The organism is Kitasatospora sp. NPDC023385 (assembly GCF_055664045.1).
Genome location: NZ_JBVOOL010000022.1, coordinates 1 through 19,289 on the forward strand (window position 1 = coordinate 1; position 19,289 = coordinate 19,289).

The following is a 19,289-nucleotide window of genomic DNA, read 5'->3' on the forward strand; positions in this document are numbered from 1 at the left end:
ACCAACTCCCCATCCCACTGTCCCAGCACACCAGCAGTCTGACCCCACACCGAGTGACGCGGGGCCAGAACCCCTGATTTTCAGTGAACTTCTAGACGCCCTGTTCGGCGGGCAGCCGCCCGAGGCGCACGGCCGTGAGCAGATCGGCATGGTCGGCCTCGGTGCGGTCCGCGTAGGCGACGGCGAAGGCCGCGACCGCCTCGTCCAGCGCCTCGCTCTTGCCGCAGTACCCGGCCAGCAGGCCCGGGTCGGCGGTGTGCGCGTGCGCCCTGGCCAGCAGCGCGCCGGTGATCCGGGCGTAGTCGTCCAGCTGCGCCGGCCGCAGCGCAGCCGGGTCGACGCTGCCCTTGCGGTTGCGGAACTGCCGTACCTGGTACGGGAGTCCGTCGACCGTCGTCCAGCCCAGCAGGGTGTCGCTGACCACCTGCATGTGCTTCTGGCCGAGCACGACCCGGCGGCCCTCGTGCCCGTCCCGCTCCGCCTCCGGCAGGTACGGCAGCAGCGCGGACGGCCGGGCCTCCTTCACCTGCAGCACCAGCGGCTGGTCCCGGTGGTCGGTGAGCAGCACCACGTACGAGCGGGTGCCCACGCTGCCGGTTCCCACCACGCGGAACGCCACGTCCTGCACCCGGTACCGGGACAGCAGCGTGCGCACCTCGGCGGGCAGCGTCGCCACGTACGGGCCCAGCGCGTGGGCGACGGTCCGGGCGGTCGCGTCGGACACCTCGGTGAGCACCGGGGGAGCCTCGGTGAAGCGCCAACCGCCGTCCGCCGTGCGGGTGGTGCTGCGGGCGGCGAACCTGGCGCTGGTGTTGCCGAGCGCCTTGGCGCCCACCTTGTCCAGCACGTCGGCGAGGTCGTGCGCGTCGGCGAAGGAGACCAACTGCTCGTCGGCGACGGCGTTCCAGGCGTCGAGCGCGGGCAGCTTGGCGAGCGTTCGCATGGTCCGGCGGTACGCGCCGGCCACCTGCTCGGCGGCCTCCCGCGCGGTCGTCCCGCTCGCCCCGGTCTGCCGGCCGGCCAGCACCAGGCTGGTGGCGAGCCGCTTGAGGTCCCACTCCCACGGGCCGTGCACCGTCTCGTCGAAGTCGTTGATGTCCATGACGAGTCGGCCGCGCGCGTCGCCGTACAGGCCGAAGTTGGCGGCGTGCGCGTCCCCGCACAGCTGCGCGCCCACCCCGGTCACCGGCGTGCCCGCGAGGTCGGCGGCCATCAGCCCGGCCGAACCGCGCAGGAACGCGAACGGGCCGGCGGCCATCCGGCCCACCCGGATCGGCACCAGGGCGGCGATCCGGCCCGCGTTCGACGCCTCGATCGCCTCCACGGCCGTCGGCCGCCCGGGAGCGACGGCGAACTCCGCGTGCCGCTCCCGGGGCACCCGCCCGCGCAGCTCCTTGCCCCGCTCCCGGGCCCGCCCGTCCTGCGCCGGTGCGAACCCGGCCACCGCGAACCCGCGCCGGGCCCGCGCGGCCGGGCCGCCCGCGCTCCGCTGCGCGACGAGCACCGGTCCGCTCCGGCCCCCTGCCGCTCTCGGCTCCGCCCCGTCCGCTGCCTCGGTCATCCGCGCCACCGCGCCCGCCCGTCCCTTCCGGTCCTCTCCCGCCCGCGACCTGCGCGGATGGTGCATCGGGGGGAGTGACGTACGGCGCCGCACGGTGGTTCCGGCGGGGCGGGTGCGACTCGTGCGCGGGCAGGAGCCACGGGAGCGCCTGGGCGCGGGCGGAGGCCGTGCGGCGCCGGGGTAGCGTGAGGCAGGTGGATGATCTTCGGGGGAGCCTGTACGCCCGTCTGCCGGCCGCGGCGGCAGCAGTGGTGACGGTGGCGGCCGGGCTGGGCGTGCGCGCGGTCGCGGACGGCGACGTCGCCAAGGATGCGGGGGACGCGCTCTACACCGTGCTGCTGTACGTCCTGGTCCTGCTGGCCGCCCCGCGCGTGCGCCCGATCGGCGCGGCCGCGCTGGCTGCCGGGCTCAGCTGGGCCGTCGAGCTGTTCCAGGCCACCGGGCTGCCGGACGCGTGGGGCCGCAGCAGCGCGCTCGCCCGGCTCGTGCTGGGCTCGACCTTCGACCCGCCGGACCTGCTCTGGTACCTGGTCGGCGCGGGCTGTGCCGTCCTGCTCCACCGGGTGGTGCGGATCATCCGTCCCGCACCACCCGGCCGAGCAGCCCGACCGGCCTGACCAGCCTGGCCGACCGGGCTCGCCTGACGATGCGTCAGAGCGGCAGCAGGTCCGGACGCTTGGGCTCGAGGTGGTCGCCCGAGGACTCTCCGCGCAGCCGCCGCCCGACCCAGGGCAGCAGGTGCTCGCGGGCCCACTGGATGTTCTCGCGCCGCTGGTCGGCGGGAGTGAGCACGCGGGCGTCCGGCCAGGGGGCCTCCGGGTCGTGCTCGGTGGCCAGGCCCAGCGAGCGGGCGGCCAGCAGGGCGACCCGCTGGTGGCCCTCGGGGGACAGGTGCAGGCGGTCCTCGCTCCACGCGCGCCGGTCCTGCACCGCGCGCAGCGACCACAGGTCGGCCACCTTGCAGCCGTTGCGGTCGGCGACGGCCCGCATGTGCCCGTTGTAGGTGGCGATCTTGCCCCGCAGGTGCTTGAGCAGCGGCACGTCCCGGGTGTCGAAGCCGGTGCAGATCAGCACCGTTCCGGCGGACTCGGTGAGTCGGACGACGGCGGCCTCGAAGCGCTCGGCCACCTCGTCCGGGTCGCTGCCCGGCCGCAGGATGTCGTTGCCGCCGGCGCAGAAGGTGACCAGGTCGGGCTGGAGGCGGCGGACCTGCGGCACCTGCTCGGCCGCGACCTGGTCCAACAGTCGGCCGCGCACCGCCAGGTTGGCGTAGCGGAAGGTGCCCGGCGGACGCCCGTCGGCGAGCATCCCGGCCAGGCGGTCGGCCCACCCGGCGAACCTGCCGCCGGCACCGGGGTCGTTGAGACCCTCGGTGAAGCTGTCCCCTAGGGCGGCGTAGGAACTGAGGTCAAGGGTCTCCTGGAGGTTCGGCATGAAAGAGATAGTTCACCCAATCAAGTGACCTACGCCACCGTAGGTCACCCTGGCGGCACGTGAGATGGACCACGTACCCTCGGCGGCCCGCCCGGCGGCTCAGAGCGCCGTGGTCCGCAAAGCACAAGAACCGCACCCCCTACCGCTTTTGGGCGTGCCCGGCCGATGCTCGAAGGGAGCGGCCACCCCGGCCGCCGTCCTCCCGGGGGAGACATCCATGGCTTCCAAGCGCTCCGACGAAACACAGCGCTCCGACGAAACACAGCGCCCCGACGACACCACGCGCCCCGACGACACCACGAGCTCCGACCCGTCCGAGAACTGGTCCATCGACGACCGCTGCACCAACTGCGACGTCGCGCGGCAACTCGCGCCCGGCCTGGTCCGCGAGCACGCCGGCCGCTCCGAGCTGGTCCGCCAGCCGCGGGACGACGCCGAGCGCCGCCAACTGCGCGCCGCCGCCCACGCCTGCCCCACCCGCTCGATCCGGCCCGGCACCGGCAGGCTCGACCCGGCCGGCGACCCCTTCCCACTCGCCCTCACCGACGAGGTGCTGCTGCTCGGCCACAACTCCCGGCTGACCGCCGGCGCCAACTCCTACCTCTGTCGCCGCCCCACCGGCTGGGTCATGATCGACACCCCGCGCTACAGCGAGGCCCTCGCCGCCCGCTACGCGACGCTCGGCCCGGTCACCGACATCCTGCTCACCCACCGCGACCACGCCCGGCACGGCCGCGAGTACGCCGACCGGCTGGGCGCCCGGCTGTGGATCCACGAGGGCGACCTCGCCGCCGCCCCCGACGCCGACCAGGTGCTGCGCGGCACCGAGCCCGTCGAGATCGCCCCCGGCCTGGTCGCCCACCCCTTCCCCGGCCACACCCTCGGCAGCGTGCTGTACGTCGCCGACGAGCGGTACTGCTTCAGCGGCGACAGCCTGTACTGGTCGCGCACCACCGGGGATGTGGAGGTGCAGGAGGCCGTCACCTGGTACTCGATCGAGGAGCAGGCCGCCTCGCTGGAGCGCGGCCTGGGCGTGCTCCGCTTCGAGTGGCTGCTGCCCGGTCACGGGGACCGGCGGCGAATGCCCGCCGAGGAGGCGGACCGGCGGCTGCGCGCCCTCGCCCTTCGCTGCGCGGCGCTGCGGCCCGCGCCGGTGGACTTCACGGCGGTCCGCTGGTAGCCGCCGTGCCGGGCTGCGCCGCACCGGCCGACCGGGCCGGCCCACGAGCCGCGCGCGGGGGCCGGAATCCGAGCCCGGACCGTCGCCGCCAACCGGCGCGGAGAGCTCGTGCGCCGGGGCTCGCGCCGGGTGCGCGGGGGGCGTGCGCCCAGCGGGGGCGTTCGCGCGGGTGTGCGAACGGCGTCGCCGGGGCAGCCGCCTCTGCGACAGAGCGGTGTTCCGTACCGGCGGGACTCCGGCCCCCGCGACCCAAGGACGGTCGACCCATGCCCACACAGACTCCGGAGCGCACCGCCCGGCCACGGACCTACCTGATGTGCCGGCCGACCCACTTCACGGTCGACTACGCGATCAACCCGTGGATGGACCCGGCCCAGCCCACCGACACGGCCCTCGCGCTCCGCCAGTGGGAACGCCTCCACCGGACCTACCGCCGCCTCGGCCACACCGTCGAGCTGATCGAGCCGGTACCCGGCCTGCCCGACATGGTCTACGCCGCCAACGGCGCGACCGTGCTGGACGGCCGGGCCCTGGTGGCGAGCTTCCGCTACCCGGAGCGCGCCGCCGAGTCGGACGCCTACCAGGCCTGGTTCGGTGCACGCGGCTACCGGGAGGTGCGCCGCGCCGGGCACGTCAACGAGGGCGAGGGCGACCACCTGGTAGTGGGCCGCCGGGTGCTCGCCGGCACCGGCTTCCGCACCTCGCGCGCCGCGCACGCCGAGGCCGGCGAGCTGTTCGGCGTGCCGGTGGTCAGCCTGAACCTGGTCGACCCGCGCTTCTACCACCTGGACACCGCGTTAGCCGTCCTCGCCGACGACCACGTCATGTACTACCCGGAGGCCTTCGACGCCGACAGCCGGGCCCTGCTGCGCCGGCTCTACCCGGACGCGATCCTCGCCGACCGCGCCGACGCCGAGGTGTTCGGGCTCAACGCGGTCTCGGACGGCCGCCGGGTGCTGCTGCCGGAGACTGCCAAGAACCTGGCGGGCCGCCTCGTCGAGCACGGCTACGAGCCGATCCCGGTGGACGTCTCCGAGCTGCTGAAGGGTGGCGGCGGGGCCAAGTGCTGCACCCTGGAGCTCAGGTAGCCGTGCCGGCGTCCCCCGCCGACGCCGTCCGGAGTCAGGCGCCGAGCCAGAGGTCCGGGCCGAACACCTCGTAGTGGATGTCCGCCGCCGGAACGCCCGCCGTCAGCAGCTGTGCGCGGACGGCACGCAGGAAGGGCAGCGGGCCGCAGAGGTAGGCGGTGGCGCCGGCCGGGACCTCGACGGTGGCGAGGTCCACCAGCCCGGTGCGCTCGGCCGGCCAGTCGCCGAGCGGCTGCTCGTAGAAGACGTGGGCGGTGGCGTTCGGCAGCTTGGCGGTCAGCTGTTCCAGGTCGGCGCGGAAGGCGTGGCCGAGCTGGTCGCGGTCGCCGTGCACCGAGACGATCCGGCGGGTGGAGCCGGTGGCGGCCAGGTGGTCGAGCATCGCGGTCATCGGGGTGTTGCCGATGCCGGCGGAGGCGAGCAGGAGCGGGCCGTCGCCGTCGGCCAGTACGAGGTCGCCCAGCGGGGGCGACAGTTCGACGGTGTCGCCGGTGCGCAGGTGGTCGTGCAGGTGGCCGGAGACCTCGCCGCCGGTCTCGCGCTTGACGGTGAAGCGCAGCGCGCCGTCGGCGCCGCCGGAGAGGCTGTACTGGCGGATCTGCCGGGCGCCGTCGGGCAGTTCGGTGCGCACGGACACGTACTGGCCGGGGCGGGCGGCGGGGACGGGGCGGCCGTCGGCGGGGCGGACGAGGTAGCTGGTGGCGGTCTCGGTCTCCTGGTAGCGGGTGACCACGGTGTACGGGCGCCACAGGTCGGCCGGGTCGCCGCCGGCGGCGACCTCGGCGCGCAGCCGGTCCTCGATGGCGACCAGTCCGTTGGCCATCAGCCAGTAGACCTCGTCCCAGGCGGCGGCGACCTCGGGGGTGACGGCCTCGCCGAGCACGTCCACGATGGCGGCGAACAGGTGCTCGTGGACGGTCCGGTACTGCTCGGTGTCGATGCCGACCGAGACGTGCTTGTGGGCGATCCGCGCGAGCATCGCGTCGGGGCGCCGGTCCGGGTGGGCGATCAGCGCGGTGGCGAAGTGGGCTATCGAGCCGGCCAGCGCCTCGCGCTGGGTGCCGTTGGCCTGGTTGCCCCGGTTGAAGAGGTCGCGCAGCAGTTCCGGGTGGGCGGCGAACAGCCGGTCGTAGAAGCGCGGGGTGATGTCGCCGATGGCGGCGCCCACAGCGGGCAGGGTGGCCTCGATGACCTCGGCGGACTTCGCGGACAGCATCAGTCGGGCTCCTCATTCGTTTCGTAACTGGTATCTGAGATGCGTATTAAAGGCCGGGCTTGGCTCGGTGGAAGCACCCGGCCCGGGGTAGGGGTGACCGGCGGGTGGTCAGTCGATGGGTCCGGCGCTGAGACCGAGCAGGACCGGCCCGGTGGGGGCGGCCACCAGATCGTCGATGGAGAGCTGGTCGAGCGCGGCGAAGAACGCCTCCTGGGCGGTGCGCAGCGCCCCGCGCAGCCGGCACGCGGCCCGTAGTGGGCACGGCGGGTCGTCCTCGCAGCCGACCACGTCGCCGACTCCTTCCAACTCGCGCATTAGGAGTCCGAGCGAGCCGGTCCGCCCGGCGAAGGTGAGCGTCAGGCCGCCGCCGCGACCGCGCCGAGCCTCCACCACGCCGAGGTGCTGCAGGCGGCTGACCACCTTCGCCGCGTGGGTGTACGGCACGCCGACCGCGTCGGCCACCTCGCGGGTGGTCGGGTGGTCGCCCTCGTCCAGGACGGCCAGGCGCATGGCGATCCGGAGGGCGATGTCGGTGCTCTTGGTCAGCCTCACGGTCGAAACGCTAGCGAATGCGAGTCTGAAACACCAATTTACTGCCCGGACCTGATCGCGTTGGTGCGGAGGCCGCCGCCGGGAACCGGTCGAATCTGAACAGTTGGCGACATTAGTGGTCACTCCCTGACGGGAAGTCAGGCTGCCTTCTACGCTTCGTGCGGCCCCGGGCCCGGCCCGTCGGTACGACCCGTACCGCCCGCACCGCCGGTACCTCCTGCACCGCCCGCACCGCCGGTACCTCCTGCACCGCCCGCACCTCTCCGACCGCCGACCCACTTGGAGCGATCCGTGAGAACACGCCGATCCCCTCATCGCGCCCTGACGGCGGTGGCAGCGATAACCGCGGCCACGGCCGCACTGCTGGCCCAGCCGGGCACCGCCGTGGCCGCCGCACCACCGCCGACCGTCACGGCCCAGGTGCCGGTGGCGCCCTACCCGGCGGGCGTCGCCCTGGCACCGGACGGCGGCCACGCCTACGTGACCAGCCAGAGCAGCGGCACCGTCAGCGTGCTGGACACCGCGAGCAACACGGTGACCCGCAGCTTCACCGCCGGCACCGGCTCGTACGCGGTCGCCCTCTCACCCGAGGGCCACCGCGCGTATCTGACGCACCACCTGGACAACACGGTCAGCGTCGTGGACACCGCGAGCGGCACGGTGACCTCGACCGTCCCGGTCGGCTCCCAGCCCTGGGGCCTGGTCCTCTCGCCGGACGGCTCCCGCGCCTACGTGAGCAACGCCGCGTCGAACACCGTGAGCGTCCTGGACACCTCGACCGCCACGGTCACCGCGACCGTCCCCGTCGGCGCCGAGCCGCACGGGCTCGCCGTCTCGGCGGACGGCAAGCGGCTGTACGTCGCGGCCTCCGGCGACAAGGCGGTGAACGTCGTCGACACCGCGGGCAGCGCGGTGAGCGCCACCGTCCCCGTCGGCCACAGCGCCTTCGGCCTCGCGCTCAGCCCGGACGGCGGCAGCCTCTGGGTGGCCGACGGCGACGACAGCACCGCCGCCGTGATCGACACCGCGGCGAACACGCTCCTCGGCACCGTCCCGGTCGGCTCCGGCCCGTACGCCGTCAGCCTCTCGCCGGACGGCTCGGCCGCGTACGTGTCCGACTACGCGGACAACACGCTGAGCGTGGTGGACACCGCGAGCCGGAAGGTCACCGCGACCGTCCCGGTGGGCGCCAGTCCGTACACCCTGGCGCTGGCCGCCGACGGGCGGCACGGCTACCTCGCCGACTTCACCGGCGGCGCCGTCCAGCTGCTGGCCTTCCCGCTGCCGGTGCCGGCCGTGACCGCGGTCACCCCGAACGGCGGCTCCGGGACGGGCGGCACCACGGTGACCGTCACCGGCACCGACCTCAACGGCGCCACCGCCGTCACCTTCGGCGCGGCCGGCGTGGCTACCTCGTTCAGTTGCACCAGGACCAGCTGCACCGCGACCACCCCGGCTACCACCGTGACCGGCCCGGTGGACGTCCAGGTCACCACGGCCGGCGGCACCAGCGCGGCCGTCGCCGCCGACCGCTTCACCTACGCGGCGCCGGCCGCCCACCTGGGCGTCATGCTCACCGCGACCCCGGTGACCCAGCTGTTCGCGAGCCGCGTGGACTACACGGTCACCCTCACCGACCAGGGCCCCGACCCGATCACCGCGGCCACCGTCGCCGCCGCCCTGCCCAGCGGGCTCACCACCACCTCCACCGACTGCACCGTCGCCGCCGGGAAGCTCACCTGCACGCTGGCCGCCCCGCTCGCCAAGGGCGCGAGCACCACCCGGCACTTCACGGTGCACCTCGGCCTGCTCTCGCTGCTCCGCAGCTGGGACGTCACCGTGGCCCGCACCGCCGGCGCGCCCGCCGACCCCTCGCCCGCCACCAGCCGGGACACCCGCAGCTGCTCCGCCGTCCTCGGACTGTCGATCACCTGCAAGTAGCGCGTGCACACAGCTGCTGCGCGGGCCCCGTCGGAGTGATCCGACGGGGCCCACGCCGTTCGTCCTGTGGTCCTGTCCTTCTGGACGACGTGTCCGGTCCGGACGTACAGTCCAGAGCTCTTCGAGCACGACCGGACGGAGCGGTTGGCGTCCTCCTCCGGCCGAAGCCGAGGATTGCGAGCCTCGCGCACCCGGTCCGCAGGCCCCAGGAAGGACAGGCCCATGCCCCAGCTCCCCGACTTCCGGCTGGAGACCCACCTCGCACGTTGGGAGTTCACCGCCCGCCACCACCTCACCGCCTCCGACGCGCAGACCATGACGATGGGCGAACTGCTCGCCCTGGCCGGCCCCGAGGACCGCGAGGCCTGGGACACCCTCGCCCTCGGCTACACCGAGACCCTCGGCGACCCCGGGCTGCGCCGGGCGGTCGCCGGCACCTACGAGCGGATCGACGCGGAGGACGTGATCTGCTTCGGCGGCGCCCAGGAGGGGCTCAACCTCGCCATGCGGGTGCTGCTCGAACCGGGCGACCACGCCGTGGTCGTGACCCCCAACTACCAGTCCGCCGAGACCATCCCGCTGTCCCTGTGCGAGGTCACCGGCGTCGCGCTGGACGAGCGGCAGGACTGGGCCCTGGACCTCGACGCGGTCGAGGCGGCGCTGCGCCCGAACACCAGGGTGCTGTCGGTCAACTTCCCCAACAACCCGACCGGCACGGTGATCGACGCCGCCGACTTCGTCCGGCTCGCCGAACTCTGCGACGAGCGCGGCATCCGGCTCTTCTCGGACGAGGTCTACCGCGGCCTGGAGCGCGACCCGGCCCGCACCCTGCCGCAGGCCGCCGACCTCTCCGAGCGCGCCCTCTCGCTCAACGTCACCTCGAAGTCGCTCGGCCTGCCCGGGCTGCGGATCGGCTGGATCGCCTGCCGGGACCGGGAGTTGGTCTCCCGCCTGGAGCGGGCCAAGCACTACGCCACGATCTGCAACTCGGCGCCGAGCGAGGTGCTGGCCCGGATCGCGATCACCGCCCGCGAGCGGATCCTGGAACGCAACCGCGGCATCATCGCGGAGAACCTGCCGCAGTTCGACGCCTTCTTCGCCGGGTTCGCCGACCTCTTCGAGTGGCGCGCCCCCGACGGCGGCTGCGTCGCCTACCCGCGCTACCTCGGCGCCGACGGCGTGGAGGACTTCTGCACGGGCCTGGTCGAGCAGGCGGGCGTCCTGCTGCTGCCCGCGAGCACCTTCCGTTCGGCGCTCACGCCCACACCGACCGACCGCTTCCGCATCGGCGTCGGCCGCCGCGACCCGGGCCCGGCGCTGGACACCTTCGCCGACTGGCTCCGCAAGCGCTGACGCCGGGGCCGCCCGTGCGACGGCGCGCCGGCCACCGGGGATCGGTGGCCGGCGCCCCGGCCGGTCAGACCGGCGCTGCCGCCGCAGCCGTCACGGCCGCGTGGGAGTGCTCAGAGCTTCTGCCAGACCGGCTTGGCCGCGTAGGTGTCGCGGAAGTAGGCGGCGAGCTTGAGGCGGGAGGCGGCGGCCTCGTCGACCACCACGGTCGCGTGCGGGTGCAGCTGCAGCGCCGAGGCGGGGACGACCGCGGACAGCGGGCCCTCGACGGCCAGGGCGACGGCGTCGGCCTTGGCCTCGCCGGTGGCCAGCAGCACCAGGTGGCGGGCCTCCAGGATGGTGCCGATGCCCTGGGTGATGACGTGGTGCGGGACCTCGTCGATGCCGGCGAAGAACCGCGCGTTGTCCTCCCGGGTCTGCCGTGTCAGGGTCTTGATCCGGGTCCGGGAGGCGAGCGAGGAGCAGGGCTCGTTGAAGCCGATGTGGCCGTCCGTGCCGATGCCGAGCAGCTGGAGGTCGACCCCGCCGGCCTCGGCCAGCGCGCGGTCGTAGGCGGTGGCCGCCGCGGCGATGTCCGTCGCGTTGCCGTCCGGGCCCAGGAAGGAGTCGGCGGTCAGGCCGAGCGGCTCCACGACCTCGCGCAGCACCACCGAGCGGTAGGACTCCGGGTGGCCGGCGGGCAGGCCGACGTACTCGTCCAGCTGGCAGATGCGGGCCCGGGAGGCGTCCAGCCGGCCGTCGCGGACCCGCGCGGCGAGGGCCTGGTAGATCGGCAGCGGGGTCGAGCCGGTCGCCACGCCGAGCAGGGCGTCGGGCTTGCCGGTCAGCAGATCGGTGATCGCCGCGGCGATGAGTTCGCCGGCCGCTGGGGCGTCTGGGACGATCACGATTTCCATACTGGGTCCACCGTTCTGAGGCGCGGCTGAGGTCTAGACCTCCGAGGTCTAGACCAGTTTGCCGTGAACGGGTGCCCCAGGTCCACCCGGGAGCCGGTGCGAGCGGTCCCCACCTCCCGTTCTTCCGTCGGGCGGGGGCTGACGGGGTCCTCCCGGCGCCCCTCGCCCCGTGGCGCCGAATGCCGACGGGCCGACCGCCGGGAACGGGGATCCCGGCGGTCGGCCCCGAGCGGGGCCGAGGCCCCGGCTCGTCCTGCCGTGTGATGCTGCGACTACCGCTGCGATCAGAACGGGTTGGTACAGGTGGTGACCTGCTTGGCCGCGTCCAGCGCCGGGCCGGCGGTGGCGCAGACGATGCGCAGGTCGCCGGTGACGACGCGCGGGGTGACGGCCTTGGCCGAGCCGCGCCGCACGGTGGTGGCCGAGGCGACGGTCTCCCACGGGCTGCCCCAGGCGGCCTGGGTGCGGACCTCGACCTTCACGATCGTCAACTGGGCGGGATCGGCGACGACCTGGGCGACGCCGACGATGCCCTCGCCGTCGGCCTGCTGCGAGATGCAGGGCCGGTTGAGCACCGTGGCGCAGGCCCCGGTGCCGGGCTCGGATGTGGCCGTGGCGGCCATGGCCGGGCCGGCCGTGAGGCCTGCGATCCCTGCCACCGTCATCATCACAGCTGCGATCCGAGTGCGCATGGTATGAACCTCCTTGGAATTTAAGGGGATCTCACTCTCTGAGATGAGTCTTGCACACATTGTGGACGTCGTGTGGTGTGCGTTGCGTCACACTGATGGTGACTGTTCAACTACATACTGCAACGATTCGCCGACTGTTCGGCGCCCGGACACCTCACGTCCGTGACGGCCGACTCCGGCGCCGGCCGGCCGGGTTGGCGATGCCGGCGATTTCGGCGGGGTCGGCGGAGTTGGCGGTGTTCCTTCACTCGTCCGGGTGGCGGATGGACACCGCGGCGAACCGGACGGATACCATCGACCCGATCCCACGGAGGTGGCTGCGTGGACACGGTCATCGTGCAACTTCCCGGTCCGGCGCCCGAGATGGCGCCCGGCGCAGCGCCCGGCCTGCTGCGGATGGGCCCGGGTGAGGTCGCGGTGTTCGGGCGCGGCGAGCCCGGGCGGCCGGTCGCCGTCCCGCTGGCCGACCAGGGCGTCTCCCGTCGCGCGGGCGAGGTCGTCGCGGCCGAGGACTACTGGCGGCTGTCCAACTTCAGCACCTCCGCCACCTATGTCGTGGAGAACCTGGAAGGGGCGGGCGAGCACATCAAAGTGGCGCCCGGCCGGCTCGGCGCGCCGGTGCCGTTCGAACTCTCCCGGGTGCTGCTGCCCGCCCTCGGCGAACCCGCCTCCTTCAAGGTCTTCGCCCCGCAGCACGCCTACCTGGACGGCCGGCCGGGCGGCGCCGACGGCGAGCACACCGTCAGCCCGTTCGCCCTCGACCCGACCGCCAAGTACTTCCTGGTGCTGCTGGCGCTCTGCGAGCCCCGACTGCGCTCGCCCTCCGCCGCGGCCGTCCCCGGCGTCACCGAGGTCCTGGCCCGGCTGCGCGCCCTGCCGGCCTGCCGGGGGCTGACCCGCTCGGCGGTGAACTACCACATCGACTACCTGGTGGAGACGAAACTGCGGCTGCGCGAGCCGTACGAGGACGGCCCGGGCGGCGGCAAGCGCGAGGAACTCGCCGCGCTGGCGCTGAAGTTCGACCTCGTCCGGGAGGAGCACCTGGCCCTGCTCCCGCCCCGGCGCCCGGCCGCGCGGCCGTGAGGGCCGCCCGGCCCGATCCGCCGCCGCCGGGGGAGTGGCCACCGGACGGCCCGCCGTCCGCCGATCTGCCCGTCGACCGGTCCCTCGACCCGTCGTTCGACCCGTCGTTCGACCTTTCCGACGGCTACCTGATCGCCGGCTACCGCACCGGCGCCTTCCTCGGCGCGGGCGCCTGGGGCCGCGTCCACGCCGCCGAGGGCCCGGACGGCACCCCCGCGGCCGTGAAGATCCTCGGCCCCGCCCGGTTCAGCCCCGGCCAGCGCCGGACCGTCGCCCGGATGGCCCGCAGCGAGGAGCGGTTCAGCCGCCGCGCCGACCACCCCCACCTGATCCGCACCCTCGCCGTGGTCACCGTCGAGGACCCGGACCGCCCCGAACTGGACGGCGCCGTCGCCCTGGTGATGGAGCGTGCCGCCCGCAGCCTGCAGGACGTCCTGGCCGACGCCCGCCCCGGCACGGCGGTGCCCGGCGCCGAGCGGATCCTCACCGGCGTCTGCGCCGGGCTGACCCACATGCACCGGGCCGGCTGGGTGCACGGGGACCTGAAACCGGCCAATATCCTCCTGATGGCCGACGGCACCGCCAAGATCGCCGATTTCGGCCTCACCGCCGAGCTGGAGGGCACCCACGCCTACGCCCCGCCGCTCGGCTCGCCCGACCACGTCCCGCCCGAGTGGTGGTCCCAGCGCACCGGCGCGCGCGGCATCGCCGTGCGCCCCAGCGCCGACGTCTGGGCCTTCGGCGTGATCACCCACCAGCTGCTCACCGGCGGCCTGCACCCCTTCCTGGGCGCTACCGCCCGCGCCCGCTCGCTGGCCGCCCAGGCGTACGCGCGCGGCGCGGCGCCCCTGCGGTTGGACGAGGCGCTGCCGGCGCGCTGGCGGGCCGTGGTCGCCGCCTGCCTGGCCCCCGGGCGGGAGGAGCGGGCCCGCGTCGACCTCGCCGCCCTGGTCGCCCGGGCCACCGCCCGACCGGCCCGGCGCCGCCGCGCCGCCGTCCGGGCCGGCGCGGGCCTGCTCGCCGGCGCGCTCGCCGTCCTCGCGCTGACCGGAGCACCCGAGCCCGCCGGGTCGACGGGCCACCGCGCCGCGCCCCCGCTGCCCGGCGCGATCCCGGCCGGCTCGGACGTCCCGGTCGCCTACCGGGGCATGATCGAGGACGCCGCGCGGCGCTGCCCCGAGCGGGAGGTCACACCGGCGCTGCTGGCCGCCATGCTCAAGGCCGAGAGCGGCTTCGACCCGGCCGCCGCCCACCCGGAGACCGGCGAGTACGGGATCGCCATGTGGACGCCCGCGGTGTTCGAGGCCTGGGCGAAGGCGGCCAGCCACGCCGGCCCCAAGTCCTACCTGGACCCGGGCGACGCGATCGCCGCGATGGGCAACTACGTGTGCTGGCTCGACCAGCAGCTCAAGCACGCCGGCTTCACCAGCGACCTGCCCGCCCTGGTCACGGCCGCCTACCGGACCAGCGACAAGACCGTGGAGGCGGCCGGCGGCGTCCCGGAGCGCGTCCGTCCCCATGTCGACAAGGTGATCCGGTACCTCTCCGACTACGGCGGATGACGGCACGAACCGGAAGGAGTTATGCCGCATGCCTCCGTATCCGGCGCGGGCACCCGAGTGACGGGCCCCCGGTCTGGGATCCTCGGCGGCATGATCACGAAGCTCCGCGCGGTGGCCGCGCAATGGACCGTCGTCGTCCCGGTGCTGTCGTTCGTCGTCCTCGTCCTGACCTGGCACAAGGACCTGCCCGGCTGGGTGGTGGGCGTGGTCGCCTGCTTCCTGGTGGCGGCGGTGCTGTCCGCCGTGCACCACGCCGAGGTCATCGCGCACTGGTCGGGGGAGCCGTTCGGATCGCTGGTGCTCGCGATCGCGGTCACCGTGATCGAGGTCGCGCTGATCGTGACCCTGATGGCGGACGGCGGCGAGAAGTCCTCGACCCTGGCCCGGGACACCGTCTTCGCCGCCGTGATGATCACCTGCAACGGCATCCTCGGCCTGTCCATCCTGGTCACCGCCGTCAAGTACCGCACCGCCGTCTTCAACGCCGAGGGCACCGGCGCCGCGCTCGCCTGCATCGCCACCCTGGCGACCCTCAGCCTGGTGCTGCCGACCTTCACCACCAGCTCGCCGGGCCCGCAGTTCTCGACCACCCAGCTGACCTACGCGGCCACCGCCTCGCTTCTCGTCTACGGACTGTTCGTGGCCACCCAGACCGTCCGGCACCGCGACTACTTCCTGGCCGTCAGCCCCGAGGGCCGGGTCCTGGACGAGAAGGACCACGCCGCCCCGCCCACCGTCCGGGCCGCCGGGGTCAGCCTGCTGCTGCTCGCCGTCGCGCTCGTCTCGGTGGTCGGCCTGGCCAAGGGCGTCTCGCCGACCATCGAGAAGGCCGTGGACGACGCCGGCCTCCCGCACGCCGTCGTCGGCGTGGTGATCGCCCTGATGGTGCTGCTGCCCGAGACCATCGCGGCGCTGCGCGCGGCCGCCCGCAACCGGGTGCAGACCAGCCTCAACCTGGCCCTGGGCTCGGCGCTCGCCAGCATCGGCCTCACCATCCCGGCGGTCGCGATCGCCTCCAGCTGGCTGTCCGGCCCGCTCGTCCTCGGCCTGGGCCCGGCGCACATGGTGCTGCTGACCCTGACGATCGTGCTGGGCATCCTCACGGTCATCCCGCGCCGGGCGACTCCTCTGCAGGGCGCGTTGCACCTGGCGGTGCTGGCGGGGTACGTGGTGCTGGCGGTGAACCCGTGACGGCCGGTCAGCCGTAGTCCCGGGTGGAAGCCCCTGGCCCGTTCCCCCGTGAGGCCAGGGGCTTCCGGCGTTCCCGGGGCCAGGGGCTTGCCGGGGCCGTGGCGGGGCGCACGGGTCTGGTGAGGTTCGTGGTGCCGGTGGTGAACCCGGGACGGCGGGCCGCCCGTAGACCTGAATGAGGGCCGCCGATCCACCCCCGTGGTCGGGGGCCCTCGTCGACGACGGCGCCGTCGGCCGTGACCCCTCGGGACACGGGCGCCGTGGTACGGCAGGGAGCCCCTGGACCTGCAGCTGCTCGCGGATCCAGGGGCTCGGTGGTGCCGCGGCTCAGCCGCGGCGGGCGCCCGGGGCGGGGTCAGTGACCCGGCCGGGCCAGGTGCCTCAGGAGGAGGTGCGGCGACGGCGGGTGTAGACCACCGTGCCTGCGCCCGCGACCAGCAGGGCGGTGCCGGCGCCCGCGTACAGCAGGGTGGCGTCGCTACCGGTGCTGGCCAGCTTCTTGCCGTCCGAGGCGGCCCCCGGGATCGGGGTGGGGACGCTGACCTTGGCGGGCAGGGGCAGCGGCTCGTCCGGGTTGACCTGGGTGTCGGTGGTCGGGGTGTGTCCCGGCACGGTGGCGGTCGGCGGGTTCGACGGGCCCGGGCCCGCTCGGCGAGGGCTTGCCGGTCGGGGCCGGGACCTGGCCGCCGCAGTCGACCTTGAAGACCTTGTGCTTGGGGTCGTTGAGCTTCGTGTCCTTCGGCACTTCGCCGCCGACCAGCTCGACGGACTGCCAGTACAGCTTGTAGTGGCCGTCCGGCAGGTGGATGTCCTCGGTGCGGACGTGGCCGTGGCCGTCAACCGGGAGGCCGCCGTACGCGACCGGGACGCGCCTGCGCGGCGGGAGGCAGCCTCTGGTCGGCCGTTCGGTGGGAGCCGGTGCCGTACGACGGGAGGGGCACAAAAGGTCCCGCAGAGCCTCACGTGACGCAAGGGAGGTTTGGCCGAAATGCAGCGCCGTGCACGGATTTTCCGACTAGTCCGTTGTAACGATCCGATCACCCGGTTGTCATGGTTTCGTGTGCGTTCCGGCCGGTACGACCACCGACGGCGGTGAACTCGGCGCCCTCGCTCGGCGGGTGAACCCGCAGGGTCGAGGTGGCCGGTATTGACCGCTCCCCGGCGGCGGCCTGCGTGTCGGGGCGGCGGCCGGGCACCAGGGTTCAATATCGTCCGTCTGGAAACCCCCCAGTACGCCCGGTACACCCAGTCCGCAGATCCCGTTGCGCGCGCAGCCGATCCGACCCCGTGGGAGAGTGCGATGCCCGGCCCAGAGCAGACCGCCGAGGAGAGCGCCGACGTCATCGTGGTCGGGGCCGGCCCGGCCGGTTCCACCGCCGCCGCCCACCTCGCCCGGACCGGCCTGGACGTCCTGTTGCTGGAGAAGTCGGTCTTCCCCCGCGAGAAGGTCTGCGGCGACGGCCTCACCCCGCGCGTCGTCAAGCAGCTGACGGACCTCGGCATCGACGTCTCCGAGGAGGCCGGCTGGCTGCACAACCGGGGCCTGCGGCTGATCTCCGGGCGGCGCTCGCTGGAGTTCGACTGGCCCGAGCTCTCCGCGTTCCCAAGCTACGGACTGGTCCGCCGCCGCGCCGACTTCGACCAGCTGCTCGCGCGGAAGGCCGCCTCCGTCGGCGCCCGGCTGGTCGAACGCGCCAACGTGGCAGGCCCGTTGGTGGACGAGCGGACCGGCCGGATCACCGGGGTCACCGCCAAACTGGGCGAGGAACGCCGGCCGGCCACCTACCGGGCCCCGATCGTGGTCGCCGCCGACGGCAACTCCACCCGGCTGTCCGTCGCGATGAAGCGCTACCGCCGTACCGACCGCGCGATGGGCGTCGCCTACCGCACCTACTTCACCACCCCGCGCCACGAGGACCGCTACCTGGAGGCCTGGCTCGACCTGCGCCACCCCGACGACCCGGCCCGGCGCCTACTGCCCGGCTACGCCTGGGTGTTCGGCATGGGTGACGGCACCGCCAACGTCGGCCTCGGCGTCCTCGACACCGCCAAGGCCGACGTGGACTGGCGGGACCTGCTGCGCCGCTGGTGCGACGACCTGCCGCCCGGGTACGGCTACACCCCCGACGGCGTCACCGAACCGATCCGCGGCGCCGCCCTCCCGATGGGCCTCAACCGCCAACCGCACTACGCGGACGGCCTGTTGCTGATCGGCGACGCCGGCGGCACGGTCAGCCCGGGCACCGGCGAGGGCATCGCCTACGCGATGGAATCCGGCCGCTACGCCGCCGAGACCATCGTCCAGGCCCTCGCCCGCCGCACCGACCGCGGCCGCGAACTCGCCCTGCGCGGCTACCCGCAGGCCCTGCGCTCCGCCTACGCCGGCTACTTCGCACTCGGCCGGCTGGCCGCCGACCTGCTCGGCCGCCCCCGGCTGCTCGGCGCCGCCGGGGCCGTCGGACTCGGCCACCCGGCGCTGCTGAAGGTGGCGTTCCGGCTGATGGTCAACCTGACCGAGCCCAACTCCAAGGACGCCCTCGACCGGCTGCTCCACCTGGTCGGGAGGGTCGCCCCGGGACGGTGACCCGGTCGGTGGTGGGCGGTGGCCGAACCGGGGAATCCGACACGCCAGTAGCCTCGTCATGTTGACGAATGATCAGCAGATCCGCTTGCCTGGTGCCGTCCGGACACGGAGGGTGACCGAAGTTCCCCTCCGCATGACACCCCCAACGACGGAGACACCGTGCGCCTTCGCCTTCGCCTGTTCGTCGCGCCCCTCGCCGCAGCCGCCGCCCTGCTCGCCCCGAGCATCCCGGCCGCGGCCGCCGACACGGCCACCGCCGGAGGACGGGCGGCCACCCCGTCCGACCAGTGCTCCGCGGCCTTCTTCCATGACGACGCCCGACTCGGCCCGCAGGACCTCCCGACCACCGGTCCGGTCGGCCGCCAGCTCGCCGGGTACCAGCGCACCGGCGGTGCGAGCGACCGGGACTTCCTGGCGAAGTACTACGACCCGGCTGCCAACGGCGGCAAGGGCGGCTGGATCTACCCGCCCGCCGACGGCTACGTCACCCTGCCCGACGGCAGCCCCATCGAGTTCGACCTCACGCTCTACCCCAACCAGAACATCGACCGCTACGGCAGCGAGTACGGCGCCTTCCTCGCCCCCGAGGGCCTGCCCTACGCCGACCGCGCGATTCCGCCGCAGAGCCTGGACGGCAACCCGCCGGCCGGCTGCAACTACCACGACTACAAGGTGGTCAAGGCGTTCAAGGTGCACGCCGGCCCGATCGCGCCGTGGTTCAACCAGCCCGGCTGGGGCCTGCAGTACCAGCTGGACGGGGCCCTGGTGTCCGGCAGCCCCGCGAAGCTCAACGTGATGTGGCTGGTCGACAACGGGTACCTCGCCCGGATCTGACCCCGTCTCCGTCTTCGCCTCCGCAACAGCGTCCGGTGCCCATTCGGGCCCCGGACGCCGCGTTCGCAGCCCGCCGTCGGCGGCCGGGCACTCGGGCGGGCCGGTCGGAGCGGATTATCCGCTGG

General features: G+C 74.1%; 17 protein-coding genes. 10 read left to right on the forward strand and 7 right to left on the reverse strand.

The annotated features are described in order from the left end of the window. Window positions 1-91: 91 nt before the first annotated feature. On the reverse strand, window positions 92-1,561 hold the full coding sequence (locus AC0B61_RS28025) for a DUF2252 domain-containing protein (protein ID WP_471743815.1): 1,470 nt from the start codon (window positions 1,559-1,561) through the stop codon (window positions 92-94). Between the two features lie 194 nt (window positions 1,562-1,755). Here AC0B61_RS28025 and AC0B61_RS28030 point away from each other — a divergent pair, with 194 nt between their 5' ends. Further along, complete coding sequence (locus AC0B61_RS28030) at window positions 1,756-2,178, forward strand: ribosomal maturation YjgA family protein (RefSeq protein ID WP_471743817.1); 423 nt, start codon at window positions 1,756-1,758, stop codon at window positions 2,176-2,178. A gap of 34 nt (window positions 2,179-2,212) precedes the next feature. Here AC0B61_RS28030 and AC0B61_RS28035 read toward each other — a convergent pair whose 3' ends face one another. Next, entirely contained in the window at window positions 2,213-2,995 is a 783-nt protein-coding gene (locus AC0B61_RS28035) for an SGNH/GDSL hydrolase family protein (RefSeq protein WP_471743819.1), read from the reverse strand. A gap of 217 nt (window positions 2,996-3,212) precedes the next feature. Here AC0B61_RS28035 and AC0B61_RS28040 point away from each other — a divergent pair, with 217 nt between their 5' ends. Together AC0B61_RS28040 and ddaH are read left to right on the forward strand one after the other, a co-directional pair. Next, window positions 3,213-4,175, forward strand: coding sequence for an MBL fold metallo-hydrolase (locus AC0B61_RS28040; protein ID WP_471743821.1), 963 nt, complete (start codon window positions 3,213-3,215; stop codon window positions 4,173-4,175). A gap of 266 nt (window positions 4,176-4,441) precedes the next feature. Beyond that, window positions 4,442-5,263, forward strand: coding sequence for a dimethylargininase (gene ddaH, locus AC0B61_RS28045; protein ID WP_471743823.1), 822 nt, complete (start codon window positions 4,442-4,444; stop codon window positions 5,261-5,263). A gap of 34 nt (window positions 5,264-5,297) precedes the next feature. Here ddaH and AC0B61_RS28050 read toward each other — a convergent pair whose 3' ends face one another. Beyond that, window positions 5,298-6,479, reverse strand: a complete 1,182-nt coding sequence (locus tag AC0B61_RS28050) for a globin domain-containing protein (protein ID WP_471743825.1) — start codon at window positions 6,477-6,479, stop codon at window positions 5,298-5,300. 108 nt (window positions 6,480-6,587) lie between these two features. Beyond that, window positions 6,588-7,031: an RrF2 family transcriptional regulator gene (locus AC0B61_RS28055; RefSeq protein ID WP_471743827.1), complete on the reverse strand. Its 444-nt coding sequence runs from the start codon at window positions 7,029-7,031 to the stop codon at window positions 6,588-6,590. 330 nt (window positions 7,032-7,361) lie between these two features. Here AC0B61_RS28055 and AC0B61_RS28060 point away from each other — a divergent pair, with 330 nt between their 5' ends. Together AC0B61_RS28060 and AC0B61_RS28065 are read left to right on the forward strand one after the other, a co-directional pair. Beyond that, a complete protein-coding gene (locus AC0B61_RS28060) occupies window positions 7,362-8,972 on the forward strand; it encodes a YVTN family beta-propeller repeat protein (RefSeq protein WP_471743829.1) in 1,611 nt (536 codons plus the stop codon). Window positions 8,973-9,194: 222 nt separating this feature from the next. Continuing rightward, window positions 9,195-10,325 (forward strand): aminotransferase class I/II-fold pyridoxal phosphate-dependent enzyme, encoded by a 1,131-nt coding sequence (locus AC0B61_RS28065; protein ID WP_471743831.1) that lies wholly within the window; start codon window positions 9,195-9,197, stop codon window positions 10,323-10,325. Window positions 10,326-10,435: 110 nt separating this feature from the next. Here AC0B61_RS28065 and AC0B61_RS28070 read toward each other — a convergent pair whose 3' ends face one another. Both AC0B61_RS28070 and AC0B61_RS28075 read right to left on the reverse strand, forming a co-directional pair. Beyond that, the gene (locus tag AC0B61_RS28070) at window positions 10,436-11,218 is read right to left on the reverse strand and encodes a glucosamine-6-phosphate deaminase (RefSeq protein ID WP_471743832.1); all 783 of its coding nucleotides are present in this window, start codon (window positions 11,216-11,218) and stop codon (window positions 10,436-10,438) included. A 284-nt stretch (window positions 11,219-11,502) separates the two neighbouring features. Then, window positions 11,503-11,910 carry a hypothetical protein gene (locus tag AC0B61_RS28075; RefSeq protein ID WP_471743833.1) on the reverse strand — a complete coding sequence of 136 codons (408 nt, stop codon included), beginning with the start codon at window positions 11,908-11,910 and terminating at the stop codon, window positions 11,503-11,505. 321 nt (window positions 11,911-12,231) lie between these two features. On the opposite strand from AC0B61_RS28075, the gene AC0B61_RS28080 reads away from it, so the two are divergent. The 3 genes from AC0B61_RS28080 (at window position 12,232) to AC0B61_RS28090 (ending at window position 15,746) form a co-directional block, all read left to right on the forward strand. Then, a complete protein-coding gene (locus tag AC0B61_RS28080) occupies window positions 12,232-12,993 on the forward strand; it encodes a serine/threonine protein kinase (protein WP_471743835.1) in 762 nt (253 codons plus the stop codon). Next, the gene (locus AC0B61_RS28085; protein WP_471743837.1) at window positions 12,990-14,555 is read left to right on the forward strand and encodes a protein kinase domain-containing protein; all 1,566 of its coding nucleotides are present in this window, start codon (window positions 12,990-12,992) and stop codon (window positions 14,553-14,555) included. Before AC0B61_RS28080 ends, AC0B61_RS28085 begins: the two co-directional genes overlap by 4 nt. A gap of 90 nt (window positions 14,556-14,645) precedes the next feature. Beyond that, window positions 14,646-15,746 carry a calcium:cation antiporter gene (locus AC0B61_RS28090; protein WP_471743839.1) on the forward strand — a complete coding sequence of 367 codons (1,101 nt, stop codon included), beginning with the start codon at window positions 14,646-14,648 and terminating at the stop codon, window positions 15,744-15,746. A gap of 381 nt (window positions 15,747-16,127) precedes the next feature. On the opposite strand, the gene AC0B61_RS28095 is transcribed toward AC0B61_RS28090, so the two are convergent. Beyond that, window positions 16,128-16,358: an LPXTG cell wall anchor domain-containing protein gene (locus tag AC0B61_RS28095; RefSeq protein ID WP_471743841.1), complete on the reverse strand. Its 231-nt coding sequence runs from the start codon at window positions 16,356-16,358 to the stop codon at window positions 16,128-16,130. 688 nt (window positions 16,359-17,046) lie between these two features. On the opposite strand from AC0B61_RS28095, the gene AC0B61_RS28100 reads away from it, so the two are divergent. Both AC0B61_RS28100 and AC0B61_RS28105 read left to right on the forward strand, forming a co-directional pair. Continuing rightward, a complete protein-coding gene (locus AC0B61_RS28100) occupies window positions 17,047-18,330 on the forward strand; it encodes a geranylgeranyl reductase family protein (RefSeq protein ID WP_471743843.1) in 1,284 nt (427 codons plus the stop codon). 159 nt (window positions 18,331-18,489) lie between these two features. Next, window positions 18,490-19,164 (forward strand): TNT domain-containing protein, encoded by a 675-nt coding sequence (locus AC0B61_RS28105; RefSeq protein WP_471743845.1) that lies wholly within the window; start codon window positions 18,490-18,492, stop codon window positions 19,162-19,164. Window positions 19,165-19,289: the final 125 nt, after the last annotated feature.

What these genes read in the sequence shown, in the direction of transcription:
- AC0B61_RS28025 (WP_471743815.1), bottom strand. Translation starts at nt 1,561, where the DNA reads ATGACCGAGGCAGCGGACGGGGCGGAGCCGAGAGCGGCAGGGGGCCGG.
- AC0B61_RS28035 (WP_471743819.1), bottom strand. Translation starts at nt 2,995, where the DNA reads ATGCCGAACCTCCAGGAGACCCTTGACCTCAGTTCCTACGCCGCCCTA.
- AC0B61_RS28040 (WP_471743821.1), top strand. Translation starts at nt 3,213, where the DNA reads ATGGCTTCCAAGCGCTCCGACGAAACACAGCGCTCCGACGAAACACAG.
- ddaH (WP_471743823.1), top strand. Translation starts at nt 4,442, where the DNA reads ATGCCCACACAGACTCCGGAGCGCACCGCCCGGCCACGGACCTACCTG.
- AC0B61_RS28050 (WP_471743825.1), bottom strand. Translation starts at nt 6,479, where the DNA reads ATGCTGTCCGCGAAGTCCGCCGAGGTCATCGAGGCCACCCTGCCCGCT.
- AC0B61_RS28065 (WP_471743831.1), top strand. Translation starts at nt 9,195, where the DNA reads ATGCCCCAGCTCCCCGACTTCCGGCTGGAGACCCACCTCGCACGTTGG.
- AC0B61_RS28070 (WP_471743832.1), bottom strand. Translation starts at nt 11,218, where the DNA reads ATGGAAATCGTGATCGTCCCAGACGCCCCAGCGGCCGGCGAACTCATC.
- AC0B61_RS28075 (WP_471743833.1), bottom strand. Translation starts at nt 11,910, where the DNA reads ATGCGCACTCGGATCGCAGCTGTGATGATGACGGTGGCAGGGATCGCA.
- AC0B61_RS28090 (WP_471743839.1), top strand. Translation starts at nt 14,646, where the DNA reads ATGATCACGAAGCTCCGCGCGGTGGCCGCGCAATGGACCGTCGTCGTC.
- AC0B61_RS28100 (WP_471743843.1), top strand. Translation starts at nt 17,047, where the DNA reads ATGCCCGGCCCAGAGCAGACCGCCGAGGAGAGCGCCGACGTCATCGTG.